This window comes from Bradyrhizobium sp. AZCC 2230, assembly GCF_036924495.1.
In the GTDB taxonomy this organism is placed as follows: Bacteria; Pseudomonadota; Alphaproteobacteria; order Rhizobiales; family Xanthobacteraceae; genus Bradyrhizobium; species Bradyrhizobium rifense.
Genome location: NZ_JAZHRS010000001.1, coordinates 3,986,013 through 4,007,716 on the forward strand (window position 1 = coordinate 3,986,013; position 21,704 = coordinate 4,007,716).

Annotated in this window: 25 protein-coding genes; 14 read left to right on the forward strand and 11 right to left on the reverse strand. The window is 63.5% G+C overall.

Annotation, left to right across the window (positions count from 1 at the left end):
• Positions 1 to 26 precede the first annotated feature (26 nt).
• Positions 27 to 944 (reverse strand): LysR family transcriptional regulator, encoded by a 918-nt coding sequence (locus V1280_RS19080; RefSeq protein WP_334527218.1) that lies wholly within the window; start codon positions 942 to 944, stop codon positions 27 to 29.
• A 132-nt stretch (positions 945 to 1,076) separates the two neighbouring features.
• Here V1280_RS19080 and V1280_RS19085 point away from each other — a divergent pair, with 132 nt between their 5' ends.
• From V1280_RS19085 to V1280_RS19105, 5 genes are all read left to right on the forward strand, one after another.
• Positions 1,077 to 2,375: an MFS transporter gene (locus V1280_RS19085; RefSeq protein WP_334527221.1), complete on the forward strand. Its 1,299-nt coding sequence runs from the start codon at positions 1,077 to 1,079 to the stop codon at positions 2,373 to 2,375.
• A 21-nt stretch (positions 2,376 to 2,396) separates the two neighbouring features.
• Positions 2,397 to 3,470 carry a tartrate dehydrogenase gene (locus tag V1280_RS19090; RefSeq protein WP_334527224.1) on the forward strand — a complete coding sequence of 358 codons (1,074 nt, stop codon included), beginning with the start codon at positions 2,397 to 2,399 and terminating at the stop codon, positions 3,468 to 3,470.
• Positions 3,471 to 3,730: 260 nt separating this feature from the next.
• Positions 3,731 to 4,186, forward strand: a complete 456-nt coding sequence (locus tag V1280_RS19095) for an Hsp20 family protein (protein ID WP_334527227.1) — start codon at positions 3,731 to 3,733, stop codon at positions 4,184 to 4,186.
• A 122-nt stretch (positions 4,187 to 4,308) separates the two neighbouring features.
• Positions 4,309 to 4,626, forward strand: coding sequence for a hypothetical protein (locus V1280_RS19100; protein ID WP_334527230.1), 318 nt, complete (start codon positions 4,309 to 4,311; stop codon positions 4,624 to 4,626).
• A 28-nt stretch (positions 4,627 to 4,654) separates the two neighbouring features.
• Positions 4,655 to 4,885, forward strand: a complete 231-nt coding sequence (locus V1280_RS19105; RefSeq protein ID WP_334527232.1) for a hypothetical protein — start codon at positions 4,655 to 4,657, stop codon at positions 4,883 to 4,885.
• A 303-nt stretch (positions 4,886 to 5,188) separates the two neighbouring features.
• On the opposite strand, the gene V1280_RS19110 is transcribed toward V1280_RS19105, so the two are convergent.
• From V1280_RS19110 to V1280_RS19125, 4 genes are all read right to left on the reverse strand, one after another.
• Positions 5,189 to 6,127 (reverse strand): LysM peptidoglycan-binding domain-containing protein, encoded by a 939-nt coding sequence (locus V1280_RS19110; protein ID WP_334527235.1) that lies wholly within the window; start codon positions 6,125 to 6,127, stop codon positions 5,189 to 5,191.
• Positions 6,128 to 6,272: 145 nt separating this feature from the next.
• The gene (locus V1280_RS19115) at positions 6,273 to 6,599 is read right to left on the reverse strand and encodes a hypothetical protein (protein WP_334527238.1); all 327 of its coding nucleotides are present in this window, start codon (positions 6,597 to 6,599) and stop codon (positions 6,273 to 6,275) included.
• Between the two features lie 53 nt (positions 6,600 to 6,652).
• Positions 6,653 to 6,841 (reverse strand): hypothetical protein, encoded by a 189-nt coding sequence (locus V1280_RS19120; protein WP_334527241.1) that lies wholly within the window; start codon positions 6,839 to 6,841, stop codon positions 6,653 to 6,655.
• Positions 6,842 to 6,969: 128 nt separating this feature from the next.
• Positions 6,970 to 7,833, reverse strand: coding sequence for a DUF3313 domain-containing protein (locus V1280_RS19125; RefSeq protein ID WP_334538357.1), 864 nt, complete (start codon positions 7,831 to 7,833; stop codon positions 6,970 to 6,972).
• Positions 7,834 to 8,004: 171 nt separating this feature from the next.
• Here V1280_RS19125 and V1280_RS19130 point away from each other — a divergent pair, with 171 nt between their 5' ends.
• From V1280_RS19130 to V1280_RS19150, 5 genes are all read left to right on the forward strand, one after another.
• Positions 8,005 to 8,682, forward strand: coding sequence for a TetR/AcrR family transcriptional regulator (locus tag V1280_RS19130; RefSeq protein ID WP_334527243.1), 678 nt, complete (start codon positions 8,005 to 8,007; stop codon positions 8,680 to 8,682).
• Positions 8,683 to 8,908: 226 nt separating this feature from the next.
• Complete coding sequence (locus tag V1280_RS19135; protein WP_334527246.1) at positions 8,909 to 9,790, forward strand: NmrA family NAD(P)-binding protein; 882 nt, start codon at positions 8,909 to 8,911, stop codon at positions 9,788 to 9,790.
• A gap of 30 nt (positions 9,791 to 9,820) precedes the next feature.
• Positions 9,821 to 10,195, forward strand: a complete 375-nt coding sequence (locus tag V1280_RS19140) for a hypothetical protein (protein ID WP_334527249.1) — start codon at positions 9,821 to 9,823, stop codon at positions 10,193 to 10,195.
• Positions 10,196 to 10,312: 117 nt separating this feature from the next.
• A complete protein-coding gene (locus V1280_RS19145) occupies positions 10,313 to 10,510 on the forward strand; it encodes a hypothetical protein (RefSeq protein ID WP_334538358.1) in 198 nt (65 codons plus the stop codon).
• Between the two features lie 166 nt (positions 10,511 to 10,676).
• Positions 10,677 to 11,201, forward strand: coding sequence for a MarR family winged helix-turn-helix transcriptional regulator (locus V1280_RS19150; RefSeq protein ID WP_334527252.1), 525 nt, complete (start codon positions 10,677 to 10,679; stop codon positions 11,199 to 11,201).
• 66 nt (positions 11,202 to 11,267) lie between these two features.
• Here the strand turns inward: V1280_RS19150 and V1280_RS19155 are convergent, their stop codons facing one another.
• Entirely contained in the window at positions 11,268 to 12,299 is a 1,032-nt protein-coding gene (locus V1280_RS19155; protein WP_334527255.1) for a zinc-binding metallopeptidase family protein, read from the reverse strand.
• Positions 12,300 to 12,512: 213 nt separating this feature from the next.
• Complete coding sequence (locus V1280_RS19160; RefSeq protein ID WP_334527258.1) at positions 12,513 to 13,229, reverse strand: hypothetical protein; 717 nt, start codon at positions 13,227 to 13,229, stop codon at positions 12,513 to 12,515.
• A 278-nt stretch (positions 13,230 to 13,507) separates the two neighbouring features.
• On the opposite strand from V1280_RS19160, the gene V1280_RS19165 reads away from it, so the two are divergent.
• Together V1280_RS19165 and V1280_RS19170 are read left to right on the forward strand one after the other, a co-directional pair.
• Positions 13,508 to 14,431 carry an ABC transporter ATP-binding protein gene (locus tag V1280_RS19165; RefSeq protein ID WP_334527261.1) on the forward strand — a complete coding sequence of 308 codons (924 nt, stop codon included), beginning with the start codon at positions 13,508 to 13,510 and terminating at the stop codon, positions 14,429 to 14,431.
• On the forward strand, positions 14,428 to 15,189 hold the full coding sequence (locus V1280_RS19170; protein WP_334527264.1) for an ABC transporter permease: 762 nt from the start codon (positions 14,428 to 14,430) through the stop codon (positions 15,187 to 15,189). Before V1280_RS19165 ends, V1280_RS19170 begins: the two co-directional genes overlap by 4 nt.
• Before the next feature lie 43 nt (positions 15,190 to 15,232).
• Here the strand turns inward: V1280_RS19170 and V1280_RS19175 are convergent, their stop codons facing one another.
• Positions 15,233 to 15,556: a hypothetical protein gene (locus V1280_RS19175; RefSeq protein WP_334527267.1), complete on the reverse strand. Its 324-nt coding sequence runs from the start codon at positions 15,554 to 15,556 to the stop codon at positions 15,233 to 15,235.
• A 53-nt stretch (positions 15,557 to 15,609) separates the two neighbouring features.
• Positions 15,610 to 15,933, reverse strand: coding sequence for a hypothetical protein (locus tag V1280_RS19180; RefSeq protein ID WP_334527270.1), 324 nt, complete (start codon positions 15,931 to 15,933; stop codon positions 15,610 to 15,612).
• Here V1280_RS19180 and V1280_RS19185 point away from each other — a divergent pair.
• Complete coding sequence (locus V1280_RS19185; RefSeq protein WP_334527273.1) at positions 15,917 to 16,705, forward strand: L,D-transpeptidase; 789 nt, start codon at positions 15,917 to 15,919, stop codon at positions 16,703 to 16,705. The genes V1280_RS19180 and V1280_RS19185 overlap by 17 nt on opposite strands.
• 2 nt (positions 16,706 to 16,707) lie before the next feature.
• Here V1280_RS19185 and V1280_RS19190 read toward each other — a convergent pair whose 3' ends face one another.
• Both V1280_RS19190 and V1280_RS19195 read right to left on the reverse strand, forming a co-directional pair.
• A complete protein-coding gene (locus tag V1280_RS19190; RefSeq protein WP_334527276.1) occupies positions 16,708 to 17,970 on the reverse strand; it encodes a hypothetical protein in 1,263 nt (420 codons plus the stop codon).
• A gap of 54 nt (positions 17,971 to 18,024) precedes the next feature.
• On the reverse strand, positions 18,025 to 21,228 hold the full coding sequence (locus tag V1280_RS19195; RefSeq protein WP_334527279.1) for a CHAT domain-containing tetratricopeptide repeat protein: 3,204 nt from the start codon (positions 21,226 to 21,228) through the stop codon (positions 18,025 to 18,027).
• Between the two features lie 219 nt (positions 21,229 to 21,447).
• Between V1280_RS19195 and V1280_RS19200 the strand changes: the two genes are divergently transcribed.
• On the forward strand, positions 21,448 to 21,702 hold the full coding sequence (locus V1280_RS19200) for an acyl carrier protein (RefSeq protein WP_148775772.1): 255 nt from the start codon (positions 21,448 to 21,450) through the stop codon (positions 21,700 to 21,702).
• Positions 21,703 to 21,704: the final 2 nt, after the last annotated feature.

The window sequence follows — 21,704 nt, forward strand, 5'->3', positions numbered from 1 at the left end:
TCTCGCCAAGCCCAAGTCATAGCCGCTCACGCTTCCCGCGCATAGCTGCGCAGGCGCGCCTCCAGCACCGCCAGCATCGCATCGCGGGCCGGATCGCGCGACCCGCGCAACCAGGCCGCTGCCAGCGGCAGCCGGCCGACAGGGCCGCTCTGCTTCGGACGGAGCGGCACGAAGCGCACCCCCGACACCGCCATCCGCGTGGTCCAGCGCGGCACGATCGCAACGCCAAGCTTCGTTGCCACCAGATGGATGATGGTCTGCTTCTCGTCGGCCACCTGCACGATGCGCGGCGTCAAGCCGGCCTGCTCGAACAGCTTTATCGTGAGGTCGTGGCTGTGCGGCCGCGAGCGGCGGTCCGGGACGAGCATGGCTTCGTCGGCGATGTCAGCCAGCGTGATCGACTTGCGCCCGGCGAGCGCGTGGCGCTGCGGAAAGGCTACGATTGCGGTCTCCTGAAGCAGGGGACGGAATTCCAGCCGCTTGTCTGCCCGGTCGGGCGGACGGACAAAGGCCAGATCGAGCGCGCCGGTCAGGATCTTCGGCAACAGCCGGACGGTCTTGTCCTCGAGCAGCTGCACCGCGACCTCGGGATGTCCGGCGCGGAAGTCGCGCAGCAGCGGCGGCAGCAACCCCGCCGCTGCGCTGTCGATGGCACCGACCCGCAACCGCCGTGCAGCGCCCGCGCGCGAGCGGTTGCGCAGATTGCTCTCCACGGCCTCGACCCGGGCGAGGATAGCGCGGGCGTCGCGCAGCAGCGTCGTGCCGTCCTCGGTGAGCGAGACGGCGCGGGTTGTGCGCGCGAACAGCCGCGTTCCCAGATCCTCTTCCAGGAGCCTGATCTGGCGCCCGAGCGCGGATGGCAGCATCTGGAGATGCTGCGCGGCGCGACCAAAATGCAACTGCTCGGCCGCCGCCACGAAGCATCGCAACTGATGCAATTCCATCCCGGATCCTCTCGCCTTGCCGCAAGAGGATTATATCATTTTTTTGTATAAACCAGCGCCAATTGAGTCCAGCTCCTGCCTACGCCTAGGCTCGCCGCCACAGAACCAAAACCGGAACTTGAGGGAGGCGAGATGGCGAGCGAGATTCAGACGCGCGTACTGCGCAAGATCAGCTGGCGCATCGTTCCCTTCATCATGCTGCTCTACTTCGTGGCCTTCATCGACCGCGTCAATATCGGCTTCGCCTCGCTGACGATGAACAAGGACATCGGCCTGTCGCCGACCGTCTATGGTTTTGGCGCGGGCATCTTCTTCTGGGGCTACTTTCTCTTCGAAGTGCCCTCCAACATCATCCTGCACAAGGTCGGCGCGCGGATCTGGATCGCGCGGGTGATGATCACCTGGGGTCTGGTCTCGGCCGCGATGGTGTTTGTGCAAGGCGCCACCAGCTTCTACATCCTGCGCTTCCTGCTCGGCGTCGCAGAGGCCGGCTTCTTTCCCGGCATCATCCTCTATCTCTCCTATTGGTTCCCGGCACGCCAGCGCGCCGCGGTGACCGCATTGTTCATGGCGGCAGCACCACTCTCGACCGTGCTGGGCTCGCCGGTCTCCGGCGCGCTGCTGGAGATGGACGGACTATTCGGCTTCAAGGGCTGGCAATGGCTGTTCGTGCTGGAGGCGCTGCCGGCCGTGCTGCTCGGCTTCGTCGTGCTGGCGTTCCTGACCGATCGCCCGGAGAAGGCAAAATGGCTCGCCGATGACGAGCGCCGCTGGCTGGTCGAGACTATGAACGAGGAGACCACCAGCAAGGCCGCGACCGCGAGCCACAGCATCTGGCGCGGGCTCGCCGATCCGCGGGTGCTGGCGCTGTCGCTGATCTATTTCGGCACCTCGGCCGGCCTCTATACGCTCGGCGTCTGGGCGCCGCAGATCATCAAGCAGTTCGGCCTGTCCACGCTCCAGGTCGGCTTCCTCAATGCGCTGCCGGCCACGGCCGCCGTGGTCGCCATGGTGCTGTGGGCACGGCATTCGGACCGCACCGGCGAGCGCACCTGGCACGTCGTCATCGCCTGCCTGATCGCAGCGGTCGGGCTTGCCTATGCCGGCCTTGCATCCGGCGTCGTCGCAGTCCTCGTAGCGCTGACGCTCGTCAATATCGGTATCTCCTCCGCAAAACCGCCGCTCTGGAGCATGCCGACGCTGTTTCTGTCCGGCCCTGCGGCTGCGGCCGGCATCGCCACCATCAACTCGATCGGCAATCTCGGCGGCTTCGTCGGTCCCGCCATGATCGGCTGGATCAAGGACCAGACCGGCAGCTTTGTCGGCGGCCTGTATTTCGTCAGCGGCCTGCTCGTTCTCTCGGCGGTCCTGACCCTGCTATTGTCGCGCGCGCAGACCGCACGCGTCGAACCCGTCCCGCAAACTCATTGATATCTGAAACGGAGCACTCCCATGCGCACCCATTCGATTGCAGCGATCCCCGCCGACGGCATCGGCCCCGAGGTCATCTCGGCCGGCGTTCGCGTGCTGGAGGCACTTGCAAAACGCAGCGGCGACATCGCCTTCACCATCAAGACGTTCGACTGGGGTTCGGACTATTACAAGAAGCACGGCGTCATGATGCCGGCCGACGGCCTCACTGAGCTGAAGAAGTTCGACGCGATCTATTTCGGCGCGGTCGGCGCGCCCGACGTGCCCGACCACATCACGCTGTGGGGCCTGCGCCTGCCGATCTGCCAGCGCTTTGACCAATACGCCAATGTGCGGCCGACCAAGATCTTGCCCGGCGTCGCCTCGCCGCTGCGCAATGTCGGCGTCGGCGATCTCGACTGGGTGATCGTGCGCGAGAATTCGGAAGGCGAATATGCCGGCATGGGCGGCCGCGCCCACAGGGGCCTGCCGGAAGAGGTCGGCACCGAAGTCGCGGTCTTCACCCGCGTCGGTGTCACCCGGATCATGCGCTATGCGTTCCAGCTCGCGCAATCGCGGCCGCGCAAATTCCTGACCGTGGTGACCAAGTCGAACGCGCAGCGCCACGGCATGGTGATGTGGGACGAGATCGCAACCGAAGTCGCCGGTGAATTCCCCGACGTCACCTGGGACAAGATGCTGGTCGACGCCATGACGGTGCGCATGACGTTGCATCCGAAGAGCCTCGACACCATCGTGGCGACCAACCTCCACGCCGACATTCTCTCCGACCTCGCCGGCGCGCTTGCGGGCAGCCTCGGCGTGGCGCCGACCGGCAATATCGATCCGCAGCGCCGCTTTCCCTCGATGTTCGAGCCGATCCACGGCTCGGCCTTCGACATCACCGGCAAGGGCATTGCCAACCCGGTCGCGACGTTTTGGACCGGGGCACAGATGCTCGAACATCTCGGCGAGAAAGATGCAGCGGTGCGCCTGATGGCGGCGGTGGAGAAAGTGTGTGCAGCCGGCGTGCTGACGCCTGATGTCGGCGGCAAGGCCACGACGAAGGAAGTGACGGATGCCGTGATCGACGCGATCCACGGGTCGAATATATAGGAGATTGATAACATCGGCACTGCGATCTCAGGGGCCCCGACAAGCTGTCGGGGCTCGGAAGCGATTGTCCGGCTATTCCGGCCGGCGCGAAAACCTCTAAAATTTTTGGACCCCCTCTTGAAACCAAAACGGTGTTTTTTTATTTTTGTTTCGCCGCCGAGAGGTGGCGTTCCCGACGCCTGATGGGTCGGGGACCTGAGACGGGCACCGGTCGTGTCCGGTGCCGCTCGTATCCATTTTGCTCTTTGGAGGATCTGGCTATGCGCACTTACGACTTCTCTCCCCTGTGGCGTTCGACCATTGGCTTCGACCGCCTCTTCGACCTCGTTGAAGCGGCACAGCGTGCCGGTGAGGACAATTATCCCCCGTACAACATCGAACGCGTCAGCGAGGATCGCTACCAGATTTCGCTGGCGATTGCGGGCTTTTCGCCCGACGAAGTATCTGTGACCGCCGAGCAGAACGCGGTGATCGTCGAGGGCAACAAGGCGGACAAGGCCGAACGGGAATATCTCTACCACGGCATCTCCGCGCGGCCCTTCAAGAGGCAGTTCAACCTCGCCGACTATGTTCAGGTGAAGAGCGCCGCGTTCGAGAACGGCCTGCTGAAGATCGAACTGATCCGGGAAATCCCCGAAGCGATGAGGCCGCGACGAATTGCCATCAATAGCCTGCCGTCAGGCACCGTGCATCAACTCGAAGGCAAAGCAGCCTGAATCTCGCCTGTCAGAGGTTTTGTGCTCCCGCCCGACGCCGGGCGGGAGCGACCATTGCCCTTTGACCGCGGCCCGGAAAGCAAACCAGAGGTTTTTAGCGAAAGGAGAAAGGAGAACCTCGCATGATCGACGATGCTGATAACGTTATCGACCTGAACGCGATATTGCACCCCGCCTCCGTCTACGATCATCCTCGTGACGTCGTCCAAGATCCGACGATATCGATCAGCGAGAAGCGGGCGATCCTCGCATCCTGGGCCTCGGACGCAGCCAGCGTCGCCTCAAACCCGGCGCTGAGAACGCTGCCCGGCGCAAACAGTATCGTGACGATCGACGAGATTTTGGAAGCCCTCTGCACGCTGGACCACCATCCGAAAGGGCCTCCCGGTGGCAAGCCTGTTCGCACCAGATCGGCCTCGCGGACCAACCTCGCAGCCTAGCAAACGACTGTTCAAACGGATGATGACGATGACGGACGAGAAGTTGGCCCTGTTGCGCGCGCATCGCAACAACATCAGCCGCTACCACCGGCTTCTACAGACCGAACTCACGGAATGCGAGCGGCGTTTCATCGAGCGGCGCCTCTCTGAGGAACGGTCCGCGATGGAGAGGATCGCCGCGGCCACGTTCCCCATAACGTTTCCGATCGGGTCTGTCATGAACGCAACAACGCTAGAGGCAACCAGCAACCACTGTTAATCCAATGTCCGATCAATTCCCGACTTTCGAAATGTTCTTGAAGAGAAGCAGCCGAAAGACCTGGCGTTGGCGCGTTTGCACGACGGAAGGACGCCTTGTCATGCACGGTTCGGAGAGCGGCCGGCCCGCGGCCAAATATGCGGCTGAAAGGGCGCTGTTTCTGATGCTTCTCTCCGCGCCCCATCAACCGGCGATCCGAACTTCCACCACGGCGCGATCGTCGTTGGCAACGTCGTCAACATCGAAATGGCTGCCACGGCACCATACGCGTGGATGAGGGGTCGAGGCTCCACGGGTGAGCACCTACCGCCGCCCCGACGGAGCCGGCACCGCCATCGCGGCCGCGGCGTCCGGCGGCGTCAAATGCCGCGGGACGATGATGGACTGGCCCGGTGTGAGTGTCGCGTTCTCGGGCAGCGAGTTGCTCTGCACGAGCGTCCACAGCGGCACGCGATGGGCGGCTGCAATGCTCTCCATGGTGTCGCCGCGGCGCACCGGCAAACGCACGCCGCTATCCCACAATTCGACCAGCGTATCCGCGGGCACCAGATAGCGCAGCGGCACGGCGTCGCCCTGGCTCTGCGCCTGGATACGCGGCAACTGCGTCACCATGTCGACGATCTGGCGGTGAATGTCGTCCGACTTCTCGATGTTGATGTGCGAGACGCGGCTGTTCTCCTTCAGATCATAGCTCGCATAATGGCCACGGAAGCCCGGCACCGCGACCACATTGCCGCCGCCGAGCACGCTGTCGGAAAGGAAGATGTTGATGAAACGCTCAACATTGAGCGGCACATCATCGGTCGCATGCGCGGGATCGATGGTGATGACGAGGCTGATCGGAATGTTTTCCTTGGCCGCCATCTCGGAGATGATCACCGAGCATAGCCCGCCCATGGAATGCCCGATCAGCACGATCGGCGCCGGCGATTCCTTGTAGCTTGAGACGGCGCGATCGCCGATCCATCGGCAGATGGTGAATTCGTTGACGTCGGCCGAAAAGCCCGCTTTTGTCAGCTTCTCTTCGAGCCGGTCCATGCCGGTCGAGAAGAACGGGCCCATGGCGCCGCGGAACAAGTAGATTTTCGGCGGCGGCAGCGGCTCAGCGGGCGGAGGTGGCGGCGGCGCGACGGTCGGGGCCGCAGCCGGCTTCGACTTGGCAGGCGAGGCTGCGGCCAGACCGGGATTCAAGGCGAGCAGCGCAAAAGCTGCCAACACCACAAGTCGCCTTGGATCAATCATCAAGTCCTGCAGTCCCGCCACAGGAGGCAGAGGCCTCCACCGCGGCGCTTAGTGCCCCCTGATTGGGCGGTTTTTGGGGCACGGAACCGAGACCATAGCGCCGGTCAGCAGGGGCGCTCATTCTGACCAATTCGACATTCCGGCCTCATTTGAAGGGAACCAATGATTCGGCTTCACACGCCTCGGACAATACCGAACTCTGGATTCCCTTGTACTCGTCATTGTCGAAGAATACCGAATAAGCAGGCCGTCCGCCCGCCGACGGGCCTGTCTGCCTCAGGCAGACGAAAAACGATCCCGGCCCGTGATCGCTGTGACGGATGGTTGATGTCTCGAGGCCTCCGGTCAGCTTGGCCTCGGTGGCCGCTTTCTTGACGCCCTCCTGTACCGCCTTGGCGCTCGGCGCACGCGAAGGATGATAGGCAGGCGGCAGATTCGCGCTCGACGCACATCCCGCCAGCAACAGCGCCAAGACAGCGGCCAACGCACGCGGGGATGCGCGGCGCCGCGTTCGATACCTGTGTGTCATCCCTGGGTCAGGAAGAGATAGAGGCAGCCTGCGACCGTCGGCAGGAACGCAACCAGAGCCGTCATCCAGAAGCCGGGTTCGAGGATTGCGTTCGGGTCGTCCTTCTCGCTCGTTGCGCGCCGATCCGCGTTGGTTCGGCTCCACGCCTCATCGGCCGTGAACAGGGGAACGCTCCTCGCGTGCACATCGCCGCGCGTTGCACTTTGGCGCAAAGCGCGTTGGGACGGGCGAGGTGTTCCAGATGTCGGCATGTCGTTGACTCGGGTCGGTTACAAACAGGTTGAGCTTGGAGGTCGCTGGATGCGCAGCCTCGTCATTGCGTGAGCGTCTGCTCCGGAGACGCCTCGTGCGCCGGTGGCGCGGCCGGACTGTTGGCCGGACTTTCCTTGGCGCCTGAATCCGTCCAGGCTGGCGGCAGGCCGAGCTTCTCCCCCGCGAAGCCGGTCACGCCTGGAAACCGTCCGAACGCCTCGCACGCGACGTATTTGGGCGCACCGCCGAACCGCACGGGAATGCTTTCGATCGGGGGCAGCGCAGGGATGCCGCCAAACGGAGAGTCTCCGGTCGTAACCAGCTTGGCGAAGTCGGCGCCGAAATCGGCGGCGAGATCGTATGCGTCGCCCTCGTTGGCGACCCGCGCAGAGTTCGTGATGGAGTTGGCGCTGCGCGCCCAGACCATGGCCGCCTTCTGAAATCCGGCGAAGTCGCGCGCTTCCGCCTCGACCGACAGGCTGCCGAGCCCGACCGGAAGCCTCGGCACCGGCACAGGCACGCCGGGAAGCGCAACAGTCTTCGCTATCGACAGGGCTTGCGATGCGCCGGAGGCGGTCGGACTGGTCGGTGCGGCATGCGTCACCGTCGCCTGCACCGTGAGGTCGGCATCGTCATCGGCAGCCACGATGCGGAAGCGCTCGCTCAGGCGCAGACACAGCTCGCGGCTGATCGCGTTGGCGACCAGACGCCGTTCCTTTTCGGTCAAGGGGACGTCGGCGCGTGCCGGAAAGACGGTCGATGCGATCCGGATCGTCTTCGCCGCCAGCACGTCCTTCTTGTTCACGCGGATCTTGGATCGCGTCACCAGACCGTTCGCGTCCGACATCCGGTCGTAGCTCCTGAGCGAGCCCGCCTGCTCGAGCGGCGCGGTCGCGCAGCCACCCAGCGCCAGCGTGACACACATCAGGGTCGTCCGTGGAAAGCGCATTGTCCCGTTCACGCCTGGACAATTTATTAGAGAGATCACTCTACTAATCATTCTCACACCACGCCCCACCCGTCAACATAAATAGATGGAACTCTCTAATTTGGATTTTCTCGTGGCGGACCGCCGTGCTAAATGGGGCAAGCGAGAATGGAGACGAGCAATTTGAGGAAGGTGGACCCCGTCAAGCATGAGCAGAAGCGCGGGGAGATTCTCCACGCGGCGATCCGCTGCTTCGCCAGGGACGGCTTTCGCGGGGCCAGCACCACGGACATCTGCACCGAAGCCGGGATCAGCCCCGGTCACCTCTATCACTACTTCGCAAGCAAGCAGGCGATCATCGAGGCCATGATCGACCTTGGCCTTGCATATGCAGCCGAACGGCTTGAAAAGATTCTGGCTGCCCCCGACGTGATCGAGGCGCTGCTTGCGGATATCGAGGAAACCTGCCTGCGGCTCCGCCCCACCCAGGTCCTCAACATGGATGGACTCGCGGAGTCCGCCCGCAATCCCGAATTCGCCAAGATCATCCAACGGCACACCGACGCGTTCCGCCGCCTGTGGGCTGACTTCCTGCGCCGGGCGCAAGACCAGGGGCGGATGGATCCCGGGCTGGACGCGGATACAACCGCGAACATCCTGATCGCCCTCATCGACGGATCGCGCGCACTGCCGATCCGCAATCCCAAGCTGGATGTCAGGCAGCACGTGGAGCATCTCAGAACGATGCTGGTCCGTTTTCTGAGGCCGCCGGAAGCCGGGAGCGCCACGAGCAAGCCGCGCAGTCAGAAGACCGTGCGTCCCCTCAAGCTGGTCACGAAGCGATAGAATTATCGTGCTCGGGCAAGCTGCTTCGCCCGGTTAGGCCCGAGCCGCCGCCATCTCCGCAACCCGCCCGCGGCTTTTGGATCGGCCGGAGTCAACGCGACTGCTACACGGCGATGTGAACCGCCCTCCTCCACCTGTCGAAAGAAACGCCTTGACTTAAGAGCGCATGCTCCCATTTTCGGATTATAAGAGCATATGCTCTCACATGAGTTGAAGGAGCGGTGTCGTGAGCGAGTCAACCATTCTGGTCAGCGGTGCAACCGGACGCACTGGAGGAGCCGCCGTCGACGAATTGCTCAAGATGGGCAAGGAGATACGCGCCTACGTGCGCTCGGACGGCGAACGGGCGGCTGCGCTGAGACAGCGTGGCGTCGACATCGCCATCGGCGATTTCACCGATATCGACGCCATTCGCGCTGCCATGGAAGGCATCCAATCCGCCTATTTCCTTCATCCGATCGCGCCGGGAATCATCGGCGCGGCGGCCTATTTCGCCCAGGCCGCGAAGGAAGCCGGCGTCACCGCAATCGTCAACATGTCGCAGATTTCGGCACGCAGGGAATCGGCAAGCCAAGCGGCACAGAACCACTGGGTTTCGGAGCGAGTGTTCGACTGGTCGGGTGTCGCGACAACGCACCTGCGCCCCACCTTCTTTGCCGATTGGCTGGTGTACCCGCATTTCGGCAAGGAGATCTGGGCCAGGAAGAAGATCGAATTTCCGTTTGAGAACGGACGCCACGCACCGATCGCCAGTGACGATCAGGGCCGTGTCATCGCCCACCTCCTGGCCAAGCCGCAAGGTCACGAAGGCAAGATCTATCCGCTGCACGGCCCAGTGGAGATGAACCACACCGAGATCGCAGCAGCGATGAGCGAAGTGCTCGGCACCAGGATCGAGTACGCGCCAACCTCGATCGCAATGTTCAAGGAGAAGATGGAGAAGCTCTACAAGTTTCCTCCATTCCTCGTGCAGCACCTGGTCGAGGTCGCCCAGAATTATCGCGACGGCATTTTCTCAGGCACCAACGATGTCGTCGAGAAGATCACGGGAACGCAGCCTCTCTCGGTCCAGCAATTCATCGCGCAGAACCGCGCCGTGTTCGCCTGAGCACGATCAAAGCCAACATAGGGGTTGAAAATGTCCCACCCGCGACCCGAGCGTCATCCGTTTCTGGACGATCTGACTGCTGATGCCGAACTGGTCAGCTCCGTGCTACGCGGCCCCGTCACCGGACGCGATGACATCCGCCGCGTCATCGACGCCGTTGGAACCTTCTACGCGTCGCAAACACCGACCTTCGTGCAGAATGTCGGCTCGCGGCTGTTTCTCGAATACGAGGCCATTCTCAACAGCGGAGAGAAGCTGAGCGCGGCCGTCATCGTCGACCACAATCCCGACGGCTCGGTGCCGCGCGTCAGCGTGCGCATGGGCCCGCTTGGCACAGTGCTGTCTCTTGCCACTGGTCTGCGCAAGCGACTTTCGAACCAGTTGCCGGAACGTCTTTTTCTTTGAACTAAAAATGGGCCAGCGGCGTGAACAAGCCTCCCTGGCACCAGAGTCTGGAAAGGTAGACTGTCGTAGACATCAAGAACGCAAACGTTCATCACTGGTGCCAATCGCGGCCTGGGCCTGGCCTTTGCACGCGAGGCACGACACCGCGGAGCTGCGAAAGTCTACGCGGGCATGCGCAACACGGATGGCTTCAATGAGCCCGGCATCATCCCGATCAAGATCGACGTCACCGATCCGGCATCGATCGCTGCAGCCGCCGAACTCGCTAACGATACGACGTTGCTCGTCAATAATGCCGGCATCGCCGCCCATTGATGTGCCGAAAGCGAGCCCCTGCGGACGTGGTGCACCAGACCTGTGACGCCCTCGCCGCGGGCAAGAGCGAGGTAATGGCTGACAAGGGGACAGCAGTGCTGAAGAGCACGCTTGCGGCCGAAGAGCCCGGCTACATCACTCCGCCGTCCGGATTTTGAGAATATCGTTGCGTCCGCTCCGCGCCTATATTCGCGGCGTGGCCTTCGACGGAAATGAAAAGGACAAGGAGATATTGGCGGTGAACAAGCCTCTGGGAATCGATCAATGCAATTGCTCCGCCATGAGGAAGGCCAACCGGCGGATCTCGCGCTTCTACGATGCTCATCTCGAGCCGACAGGACTGCGCATCACGCAATTCCTCACCTTGGCGGCCCTGAACGAGCTCGGCAGCGCTGCCGTCAATGCGCTTGCCGAGCAGCTCGACATCGAGCGGACCGCCATGGGCAAGATGGTCGGCTTTCTCGAACGTGACGGCCTCGTCCGAATCCGGCCTTCACCCACCGATGGCCGAAGCCGCCTGATTGAACTCACCGATGCAGGCCGCCGTCTTCACGACAAGGCGGCCCCGCTTTGGCAGGAAGCGCAGCGGGAATTCGAGCAATTGAACGGCGAGAAGAATGTCGCCGCGCTGCGGGGCGCCCTCCGCGACATGGTTGTCGGCGACATGAAGCCGGGCTCATCCGAAGACTGAGTCGTCTCCATGAGACTTCAGCGTCTATTCCTTGGACTTTCGCAGGCGTGATGCGGCTTTGCCCTGTTAGCCTGCCTTGGCCGCGCGGTGAGCCTGAGCGGCATCTTCCCTCCCCGCGAACCTCTGTTGCCCGCGGAACACGCTGATCGCCATATGCACGAGATGTAGCTTGCCCTTCACCGCAGGCGAAATGTTGAACGGATAGGCATCGCCCATCCCGAGCGACCGGTTGATCTCGTTGATGCCACGCGCAAGCGGCATCCACAACGCCAGAAGGGCTTCGAAGTCGCTTTCCAGATAAGGGTCGGTCAGGGTTTGCCGGGCGCGTTCCTCCAGCGCCAACGGCAGGCCTACCAGCGAGTCGAGCGTCGATACGATGTGCAGGAAATGCGCAAACGTCTCAGCCCAATCCTCCCAAGGATGGGACGTCGCATACTCGCTGATGAAGCCCATGCGATCGTAGGAACGATCGGCGCGGCCATGGTAGCCGCCGATCGCACCCTGGTAGTCCTGCGTCTCGTCACCAAAGATCAGCTTGAACGGGGCCTGGAGCGTCGTCTGGTCGACGAGCAAATCCCAGTAGAAATGACCGATCTCGTGCCGGAAATGGCCGAGCAGCGTCCGATACGGCTCTCGAAATGCGACACGGCGCGCCTCGCGCTCGACGTCGTCCGCCTCCGCAAGGTTGAGCGTGATGAGACCCTCATGGTGTCCCGTCAGAATGGGATTGCTCTCATCCGAGAGGATGTCGAATGCGACTGGTATGCCGCGGCGCGACGCTAGCGGGAGCTGAAGACGCAAGAGGTCGTAGAGAAGACGGCGCTTCGCCTCCTCCATGCGCCGCCAGTGCATGATGTTTCTTGGGCTGTCGAGGTCAGGAGTGGTTCGCGTCAGGCGGCAAGATCCGCAATACCAATGCGCTCCTTCAACACACCAGTTACAACCGATGATCTCGCGATTACGGCAGGCCTGATCGAACGCGAGTTTGCTCATCTCGATGCCCGACGAGTCAAAGACCAACTCGGTGCCGCAACTCGCGCACGCGACGTGCTCGAACGAGACAGGCTCTCGGCACGACGGACACTGAAATTCTTTCACGTGCTGTGGTCCCAATCAGACGACGCGTCACGCTCCAACAACACCAGATTGAACGTCGGGTTCCGTTGGGCCCCGTGGAGGCCTGAACAGGGCTCGCTGTACCCGGCAGCGGGCCCTTCTCACATCCTGGCGGCAGCGCGAACAAGACAATGCCGCCGTCGACAATCAAGTCGACGGCGGCATGATGAAGTCAGCCGTTGCAGGCGGAAGGCTTCAGTTCCTCGCCGGCGCCGTTGCCGCCGCCGAGTGCGCCGCCCGCGGCGCGCCGGGTTCGGCGACCGGTCCAGCCGGACCGCGCGAACGGGCGATCGCGGCATCGATCTCGGCGATCACGCGGCGCTGGATCGCCTCGTTCTTGTCGATGGTGATGTGGCCGACGCCGCTGCCGCGCACGTCGACATTGTCGAGCTTGCCGCGCAGGCCGTTCGCGGCACGCACCGGCTCACCCGGACCGTCACCGATATAGATGTTGATGTAGCGCTCGGCGCCGGTCGACAGCTTGGTCTTGAACACGGAGTCGAGGCCAATCGCGAGCTTCACGGGCACGCCGAGCTGGTTGAGCTTGGCGATCATGTCGGGCAGCGCGGTCGCGCCCGAGGAGTGGCCGACCAGCACGATGGTCTTGATGCGGCCGGCCTTGTAGGCAGTCGCGGCCTCGTCAGCGAGCGAGGACCAGGACACGAAGTTCGCGACGGTCACCGGGATGCCCTGCGCCTCGAGCCTTGCGCCGATCGTGTCGAGCCCGAGCGAGAAGATGTTGAGCACGCCGCGGAGCAGATAGACATGCGTCGTCGCCGCAGCCTGGTTCGGCGCCGCCTTGGCGGTGGCCGGGCTCATGGCAACAGCTGACAGCAGGAGCAGGCAGATCGCCCACACGCGGAGGGCGGGCAATTGGCTTGCGCCGGCGGTGTGACGGCCGTTCGGTCTCATCGATTGTTTCCCTGGGGACATACGCTTCGCGATTGGCGGGAATCGTAGCCACGGCCTGCTCGCAGACGCAACAAAGAGCCGCGTGAACTGCGATCTTAGCCGCAATCCGTGACCATCCCGCAACACTTGCCCAAAACCTGCCCTTGAAATGCCTGTTTTGAGACCATTTTTCTCTCGCCAATTGCGACCGGGCAAGGCCATTCCTATTTCAGGTCTCCGCTGCTCTCCGCCCGACAGGGTGCGGGTTCCAGCGCCTCCCTCCCCACCCACCGGCAACCATGTCCTCCATCATTTCCGTCGCCAATCTGTCGAAGACCTATGGGTCCGGCTTCAAGGCGCTCAAGAACATCAATCTCGACATCAAGCGCGGCGAGATCTTTGCGCTGCTCGGCCCCAACGGCGCCGGCAAGACCACGCTGATCTCCATCATCTGCGGCATCGCCAACCCCAGCGAGGGCAAGGTCCTGGTCGGCGGTGAGGACATCCAGACCTCCTACCGCAAGGCACGCTCGCTGATCGGCCTGGTGCCGCAGGAGCTCCACACCGACGCCTTCGAAAGCGTGTGGGCCACCGTGAGCTTCTCCCGTGGCCTGTTCGGCAAGCCGAAGAATCCTGCGCATATCGAGAAGGTACTCAAGGACCTCTCGCTCTGGGACAAGAAGGACAACAAGATCATCACGCTCTCCGGCGGCATGAAGCGCCGTGTGATGATCGCCAAAGCGCTGTCGCACGAGCCGCAGATCCTGTTCCTCGACGAGCCGACCGCCGGCGTCGACGTCGAGCTGCGCAAGGGCATGTGGGAAGTCGTGCGCACCCTTCAGCAATCCGGCGTCACCATCATCCTCACCACGCACTACATCGAGGAAGCCGAGGAGATGGCCGATCGCATCGGCGTGATCAACAAGGGCGAGATCGTGCTGGTCGAGGACAAGGCCACCTTGATGCAGAAGCTCGGCAAGAAGCGGCTGACGCTGCATCTGCAGAACAAGATCGCCGCGCTGCCGGAGAGCCTCGCTCATTACGAGCTCGACCTCTGCGATAGCGGTGCGACGCTGGTCTACGACTACGACACCAAGGGCGAGCGCACCGGCATCACCAGCCTGCTCAGCGACCTCCGCACCGCCGGCATCCGTTTCAACGATCTCGACACGACCCAATCGTCGCTCGAGGACATCTTCGTCGACCTCGTGAGGGCGTCATGAATTACCGCGCCGTTCGCGCCATCTATCTGTTCGAAATGGCGCGCACCTGGCGCACGCTGTTTCAAAGCATCGTCTCGCCTGTGGTTTCGACCTCGCTTTATTTCGTGGTGTTCGGCGCTGCGATCGGCTCGCGCATCAGCCAGGTCGAGGGCGTCAGCTACGGCACCTTCATCGTGCCGGGCCTGATCATGCTCTCGGTGCTGACCCAGGGCATCGCCAACGCCTCGTTCGGCATCTACTTCCCGAAATTCACCGGCACGATCTACGAAATTCTCTCCGCACCAATCTCCTATGTCGAGATCGTGCTCGGCTATGTCGGTGCCGCCGCGACCAAGTCGATCATTTTGGGCCTGATCATTCTGGCAACAGCCGGCCTGTTCGTGCCGCTGCACATCCATCATCCGATCTGGATGCTGACTTTCCTGGTGCTGACGGCGGTGACGTTCAGCCTGTTCGGCTTCGTCATCGGCATCTGGGCCGACGGCTTCGAAAAGCTCCAGATGATCCCGATGCTGGTGGTGACGCCGCTGACCTTCCTCGGCGGCAGCTTCTATTCCATCGACATGCTGCCGCCGACCTGGCGCACGGTGGCGCTGCTCAACCCGGTCGTCTATCTCATCTCCGGCTTCCGCTGGAGCTTCTACGAGATCGCCGACGTCAGCGTGTCCGTCAGCATCGGCATGACGCTGGCGTTCCTGGTGATCTGCCTCGCCGTGATCTGGTGGATTTTCCGGACCGGGTATCGGCTGAAGAACTGATCGTCATTTCAGGCGCGCTCCGCGCGCCCGGAATGACCGCCTGTTACCTGTAGCAGCGGAAGTGGTGATAGCCGTCGTAGTACCCGCGGCAATGGCGATGGCCGTGGTCGGGAATGCCCAGAATACCATCGACGGCGCCCACAGCGCCGCCGACACCGGCACCGACGACACCTCCGACCGCACCGCCCACAGGACCGGCAATCCGGTTACCCTCGTAAGAACCCTCCTGGGCGCCACGCACGATGCCCTGGGCGTGGCTGGCTTGCGGCAGGCAAGCCAGGGCAAGAAGGACGGCGGCGCCCGCGAAGAGCAGGCGGACGGGCAGACCCGCCGGCAACTGCGCGGCGGCGATACGAGCTTTGTTCATCTTGAGTCCCCGGGAGTAGACGGCGGCGACGGCCGCCAATTGGTAGGCCGTGTTCAACGCCCGAAGCGGCCAAATGGTTGCGCCTTTGTGACGAATTGTTGGCGTTTGTGACCGCTGCTCCCGCTCGCGAAAATGTCAGCATCACCGAAGCCAGCGCGGCGCAAAGCGGCCTTGCTTACGCCCGGCATGACGTTAACGATGGGTGGGCAGGCCGCTGGAACGAAAGCCGGATTGCAGGCATAGTGCACGCCGGGGACGGAGAGCCGCGGTGTTATTGTTTGGGCATGATCTTTTCGGAAAACCGCTACACACTTTTCCGGATCATGCTCTAGCGCGAACAGGCCGGAGGCCAGAATTCGAATGCGTTCCTCTTTCATTGCGTTCACTTCCCTCATGCTTTTGAGCGCGGGCGCCGCGCAGGCCAAGGTCGACATTACCGTCGACAAGGACAATCAGCAGATGACCGTCGTGGTCGACGGCGTCACCCGCTACCACTGGCCGGTGTCGACCGGCATCCCCTCGCGCGAGACGCCGGGCGGTTCGTTCCGCGCCTTCCGCATGGAAGAGGATCACTACTCCAAGGAATTCGACGACGCGCCGATGCCGCACTCGATCTTCTTCACCAAGATCGGGCACGCCATCCACGGCACCGACTCGGTCGGACGACTGGGCACGCCCGCCTCGCATGGCTGCGTGCGGCTGTCGCGCCAGAACGCCTCGACGCTCTACGCGCTGGTGCAGGAGCAGGGCGTGCTCAACACCACGGTGACGCTGACCGGCTCGGCGCAGGTGGCACTGGCCCGCAACCCGCGCGGCCGGACCAACAATGCGGTGGCCCGCGCCCAGCAGCCAGCTGAGGAGCAGTACGCGACGACAGGCGATCCCGTGAATCTGACGCCACCGATGCAGCCCGCCCGCCGCTTCATGCAGCAGGACGACAACTACATCTATCCCGCCGACGGCAGCGACACCGGCGCACGCTACCCGGCGCCGCGCCCGATCAACCGCCCCAATGGCGCGCAGGTCTACCAACAGCTGCCGCAACCACAGCCGAGCTACGACCCGGCCTATAGCCAGCAGGGCTACTACTATCAGCAGCAGCAGCCCCGGCAGTATTATCAGCCGCGCAATTATTACTACCAAAACTGAGGCTATCTGAACGCGGCGTCGCCGCGTTCGACGATTTTCCGCACAGCATCGACGAAGGCGCGGGCGACCGGCTCGAGTATCTCGGGTCCGGTCGCACTGACGTCATCAGCCGGTGTGTGGAAAGTTTGATGGCGGCCGGCCATGCCGAGGAAATTGGCGTAACCCGCCGCATGTACGTCGCGCAGCTCGCCGACTGCCTGCTTCTCCGTCACCAGACGTTTTGCCGCGACCGCGACGAAGGCCTCATCGGTCAGCGCGACGGCTGACTTGCTCAACACGAGATAGCGCTCTTCCTCCGGCCGGCTGGTGCGTGCGCCTTCTGCAAAGGCGTAGCACGCGTTCGACGAGCCGAAGTGGATCCAGGCCAGCGTGTCCTTTGGCGCAGGTGCGCCGTCTTTCAGGAACAGCTCCATGCCGCCATGGCCGATCTCGTGGCCGGCGGTCGCGATGAAGACGAAATGCGCCGGCCATGTCTCCGCCGCCGCCGTGCGCGCCAGCGCGAGAAAATTGGCGATGCCTGGACCGCGCTCGCAGACGCAATTGTACCATCCGGTCATCGGCGTCGAGATGACGATGGTCGGCCCGCGGCCGATGCCGGTCTCGGCAATGACGTTGCGGCCGGAGACGTTGCGCTCGTAGTGTCCGGCAACGTCGAGCGTCACCGGCGCGCCCGCCGCGAGCGCACGCTCGAACATGCCGCGCGCCCTGGCGCCGACCACCATCACCGGCACCGGCCAGGGTGCGTCCTCCTGCGTCACGTTGTAGGCAAAGCGGTCGTCGGCGGGATTGCCGATCATCAGCAGGATGGCAGCGGGCTTCCTGGCCGCGGCCTCAGCGATCGCAGCACGATGCGCGGGACCGAGATAGGCGCCGCGATCAAACGGCAGATCGATCCAGAGAATCTTGCCGGTGACATCGCCATCGCGTGCGATCGGTACGGAGAGATGGAAGCTCGCCTTGTCCTCCGGCGGCCACCAGAACGGCGTCGCCTCGACGCTCGTGGCGGCCACGTCCGCGCTGGCCCGTTCCACGACATACTGCCGGCCGAGCACGACGGGCTGGAATTTGATCGCGAAGCCGGCAGCCGATAGCTCACCGGCTATCCAGTCGGCGGTCGCGCGATCGCCGGGCGAGCCGAAGCGGTGCAGGCCAAAGGAGGCGTAGCGCGCCACATCGGCATAAAGACTCGCGCCTGACAACGCATCCTTGGCCGCCGCCTGTCCAACCATCAGAGCCGCCATCGTTGCAATGAGGATGAGCCGCATGTGAATCGCTCCCGGTCTTTTTTGCAGACCAGTTTCGGCTTTCTTCCGCTGCCGTCAACCGCCCTCGCCGACCAGCACGAAGGGCGCCCACATGGCGGGATCGGCGTTGCGCGGTGACGACCGATCCGCAATCAGCGCTTTCATCGAGCGCCGCAGCGCTTCGGCGCGGCCGATGCCGGGATGCGCGCCGAGTTCGGAGAAGGCGCCCGTGGTCAGGCGCACCGCCGCATCGGAATCGACCGGCCAGTGCGAAACCAGCAGCGCGCGTGCACCGGCATAGAAGAAGGCACGCGCGAGACCCGACAAGCCTTCTGCGCCGGGCTTGTCGCCCGCGGCCGTGTTGCAGGCCGACAGCACCGCCCAGTCGGCATCGAGCTTGAGTTTTGCGATACGGCTTGCGGTGAGCAGACCGTCGTCGTCGCTGGTTGGCCGGTCCGGCAGTGTCAGAACCAGCGCCGGCTCGCTGAGGCCATTGACCTCGCCCGCGACGAGCCCATGAGTCGCGAAATCGACGACGCGGTACTGATCGAGCGCGAGCTGATTGACGCTGGTGACTGTCGCAGCCGCACCAAGCTTGACGTCGTCCTGCGGCGAGGCACCGAGCGCCTTCGCCACGGCGCGGAGCTCGCCCGCAGTTTCCGGCAGCGCCGGCAGGCCAGTGCGCAGGCGTTCGAGATCCACGGCCGAGCCCTGATAGTAGTCCTGGTACGGCCGCACGTTGCGCCCAATGTCTGCGGGTTTTTCCGAGGATGTGCGCCGGAACACCGGATCGCCAAATCCGATGAAAGGCTTTGCCGCATGCGACTCCCTGGCCAAGTTGCGCAGTGCGCGCAGACTCGGCACTGACGGCAATACTGTGATCGCACGCTCGTTGAGCAGCCAGGCCGCCTGCCGGTAGCGATCATCGACCGCCAGCGCGGGATCGGGCTTCGTCGTGACCAGGACATGGAACGGCAGGCTGGTCAGCGTGTCGGCCGGGACCACCAGCAGCTTGGGCTTGCCCGCGATGTCTGCGTTGATCGGACCGAACAGCGCGCCATAGAGATCAAACGAAGCGTCGAGATCGAATGTCGCGCGCGTCGTCTCCGCGTTGCCGAGGCCGGTCCGCAGATGCGCCACACGGTCGCTGATCTGCTTGCTGTTGAGCGCAATCTTGCGCAGCGCGCTGGTCTCCCGCGTCAGCGCGACGGCGAAGACCTCGTTGTACCATGCAATGAACGCCACCAGCGCTTCGTCCGGCTTCAACTGGTCTTGCGCTTGTGCGATCGACAGCGGCTGCGGGTTTGATAATTCGGCATAGGCGGGGAAGCCGCGATCGAGCTGCGCCGTGACGTCAGCATAGGATTTTTGCGTCCGCGCCAATTCCGCGCGCAGGCTACCGATCAGCGCATCGTTGCGCCTGCCCTCGGGCTGGCCGAGCTCGGTTGTGACACGCTTGTCGAGCGCCTCGAGGCTCGCCTTCAGATCCTGTTGCCGCCGCACCAGCGCCGCGATGGCATCATTGCCCGCACCGAACCGCGCCGCCATCTGCGCCAGCGCCGCGCCTGCCTTGGTCTCGTGGGCCCGCTGCACGGCGCCGAAAGCCTCGTCCTTCGCAGCATCGTCAGGATGGCCATCCGTGACGCGCCAGATCGCCTCGATCAGCAGTGGATCAAGCTCGACGAAGCGGGCGAATTGCGCATTGCGCTCCGTGTTGAACACGGCCGATGCCTGTCTCAGCCGCACCAATGCATCGGCCCATTTCCCCTCCTGCGTGTCGAGATTGCCGAGGTGGACGATGGCCGCGACGGTGTCGTGATGACGCGGTCCCAGCCGATCCTGCGCGATCTGGAGTGCCTGCTCGAACCGGCGTCGCGCTACGGCGGCATGACCCCGCTTCAGTTCCAGAAAACCGAGATCGCCAAGCGGCTTGATCAAATCGGGATGCGTCTCGCCGAGCAGGCGCTGGTTGATCTCGAGCGCAAGGCGGAGATATTGCGCGGCCTCGTCGAGACGGCCGGCATCCGTCAGCGCGCGCCCCAGCGACTCCGCCGCCACCGCGGTCGGCCCGCTGCCCTGGCCGAACTTGTGCTCCATAATCGCAAGCGCGCGCCGAAACAGATCGATCGCCTCGTCGTAGCGCCCGAGACTCGCATAGCTGTTGGCGAGATTGTTCAAGGCGCGCCCGACATCGGGGCTGTCGGTGCCAAAGGCCTTTTCGTAGATCGCAAGCACGCGCCGTTGCAATCCCACCGCGGCCTCGACGTTGCCCTGATCGGCATAAACGTTGGCGAGATTGTAGAGGCCGATCGCCGTGGTCGGATGGTTCGAACCATAGACCTTCTCATACACCTCCAGGACGCGCTGGTAGAGCTTCTCGGCCTCCGCGTAGCGCCCCTCCTGCTCGAGCACGATCGCGAGGTTGCCCATGGTCGCAGCGGTGTTCGGGTGATCCTCGCCACTGCGCACGCGCACGATCGCCAGCGATCGCCGCATCGCGGCTTCCGCCTCGGCAAGGCGGCCGGCATCCTTGTAGAGACTACCGAGATTGTTGAAGATCTCGTCGTAATTCGGCGCGGCCTGAGCGTTCTGGCGGTAGCTGCGATCGAGCAGGTCGATCGCCTGCTTCAGGAGACGCTCGCCGTCATCGAAACGTCCAAGCCGTCCATAGGCGTCGCCGAGATTGTCCATCGCGCCGGCAAGATCGACCGGCGGCGCATTCGCGGCCTGCAGGCCGGTGAGCACGCGTTCGAAATAGCCGGCTGCCTCCCTGTAGTTCTCCTTGTCGCGCGCCAATCCGCCGAGCGCGCTCAGCGTATCCGAGAGACGGACGTCGTTTGCGCCGAACGCGCTGGTGCCAAGCGCCAGGGCGCGCTCCGCGACCGTGGTTGCCTCTGCCCGCCGCTCGAGCATACCAAGCGCGCCAACCAGGAGATTGGAGGTGCGCAGCGTGGAGGCGACGTCGTTATTGCGCTGCTTGATGGCAAGAGCCGCGTTGAGCTTGTCGATAGCCTCGGGGTAGCGGCCGAGATTGTGCAGGAACATGCCTTCATTATGCAGCACGCCGGCGTAGTTCATGTTGTCGGCGCCCTGCCGGCGGCGCACCAGGTTTTCCAGCTTCTGGGCGGCCGCCAGCCCCTCGGCCCAGTGCCCCCCTTGCGTCGCTGCATTCATCTGCGCCAGCAGCGAATCAAAATCGCTGCCGCGCTGGGCGGTCGCCGGCTTCGATACGGTCAAGGCCGCGAGCAAAAGGGCGGCGAACAAGCGGGCGCGGCTCATGCAAAAATCCCGTCACGCGCGTCAAATTGCAATTTTGGGAGGATAAGGGCCGCCGCGACCCCTGTCGACCGCGGGAAATCGTGTCCGCCTGTGCACGAAATGAGCATCCAGCGACGCAGGAAAGCAACAGTCCCCAACCTTCAACGCCGCGGCGTTCGGGCCAAATTGACAACCTTGAGGTCACCCGTATTGTCGTTCTGACTGTTTCTGGGAAATGACATGACACGCGAGCAGATTTCGGATTTCTGCGTTACGGCGCTAGCCAATATCCTGAGAATCTCCAAGGACCGCGTCGATACCGGCACAAAATTCAGCCGTCTCGGCCTCGATTCGGCGATGCTCGTCTATCTCATGATGGAACTCGAGGAGAAACTGGACCTCGAACTGTCGACGGACGACTTCTACGATCACCCTACGGTTGAGGCGCTGTCGCGATTTCTCGCCGACAAGAGCGCGCTCCGCTCCGCCGCCTGAGG

Bases quoted from the DNA above. Each gene is read 5' to 3' on its own strand.
- V1280_RS19080 (WP_334527218.1), bottom strand. From the start codon at position 944: ATGGAATTGCATCAGTTGCGATGCTTCGTGGCGGCGGCCGAGCAGTTG.
- V1280_RS19085 (WP_334527221.1), top strand. From the start codon at position 1,077: ATGGCGAGCGAGATTCAGACGCGCGTACTGCGCAAGATCAGCTGGCGC.
- V1280_RS19090 (WP_334527224.1), top strand. From the start codon at position 2,397: ATGCGCACCCATTCGATTGCAGCGATCCCCGCCGACGGCATCGGCCCC.
- V1280_RS19095 (WP_334527227.1), top strand. From the start codon at position 3,731: ATGCGCACTTACGACTTCTCTCCCCTGTGGCGTTCGACCATTGGCTTC.
- V1280_RS19100 (WP_334527230.1), top strand. From the start codon at position 4,309: ATGATCGACGATGCTGATAACGTTATCGACCTGAACGCGATATTGCAC.
- V1280_RS19105 (WP_334527232.1), top strand. From the start codon at position 4,655: ATGACGGACGAGAAGTTGGCCCTGTTGCGCGCGCATCGCAACAACATC.
- V1280_RS19110 (WP_334527235.1), bottom strand. From the start codon at position 6,127: ATGATTGATCCAAGGCGACTTGTGGTGTTGGCAGCTTTTGCGCTGCTC.
- V1280_RS19125 (WP_334538357.1), bottom strand. From the start codon at position 7,833: ATGTGTGTCACGCTGGCGCTGGGTGGCTGCGCGACCGCGCCGCTCGAG.
- V1280_RS19130 (WP_334527243.1), top strand. From the start codon at position 8,005: ATGGAGACGAGCAATTTGAGGAAGGTGGACCCCGTCAAGCATGAGCAG.
- V1280_RS19140 (WP_334527249.1), top strand. From the start codon at position 9,821: ATGTCCCACCCGCGACCCGAGCGTCATCCGTTTCTGGACGATCTGACT.
- V1280_RS19160 (WP_334527258.1), bottom strand. From the start codon at position 13,229: ATGAGACCGAACGGCCGTCACACCGCCGGCGCAAGCCAATTGCCCGCC.
- V1280_RS19165 (WP_334527261.1), top strand. From the start codon at position 13,508: ATGTCCTCCATCATTTCCGTCGCCAATCTGTCGAAGACCTATGGGTCC.
- V1280_RS19170 (WP_334527264.1), top strand. From the start codon at position 14,428: ATGAATTACCGCGCCGTTCGCGCCATCTATCTGTTCGAAATGGCGCGC.
- V1280_RS19175 (WP_334527267.1), bottom strand. From the start codon at position 15,556: ATGAACAAAGCTCGTATCGCCGCCGCGCAGTTGCCGGCGGGTCTGCCC.
- V1280_RS19185 (WP_334527273.1), top strand. From the start codon at position 15,917: ATGCGTTCCTCTTTCATTGCGTTCACTTCCCTCATGCTTTTGAGCGCG.
- V1280_RS19180 (WP_334527270.1), bottom strand. From the start codon at position 15,933: ATGAAAGAGGAACGCATTCGAATTCTGGCCTCCGGCCTGTTCGCGCTA.
- V1280_RS19190 (WP_334527276.1), bottom strand. From the start codon at position 17,970: ATGCGGCTCATCCTCATTGCAACGATGGCGGCTCTGATGGTTGGACAG.
- V1280_RS19195 (WP_334527279.1), bottom strand. From the start codon at position 21,228: ATGAGCCGCGCCCGCTTGTTCGCCGCCCTTTTGCTCGCGGCCTTGACC.
- V1280_RS19200 (WP_148775772.1), top strand. From the start codon at position 21,448: ATGACACGCGAGCAGATTTCGGATTTCTGCGTTACGGCGCTAGCCAAT.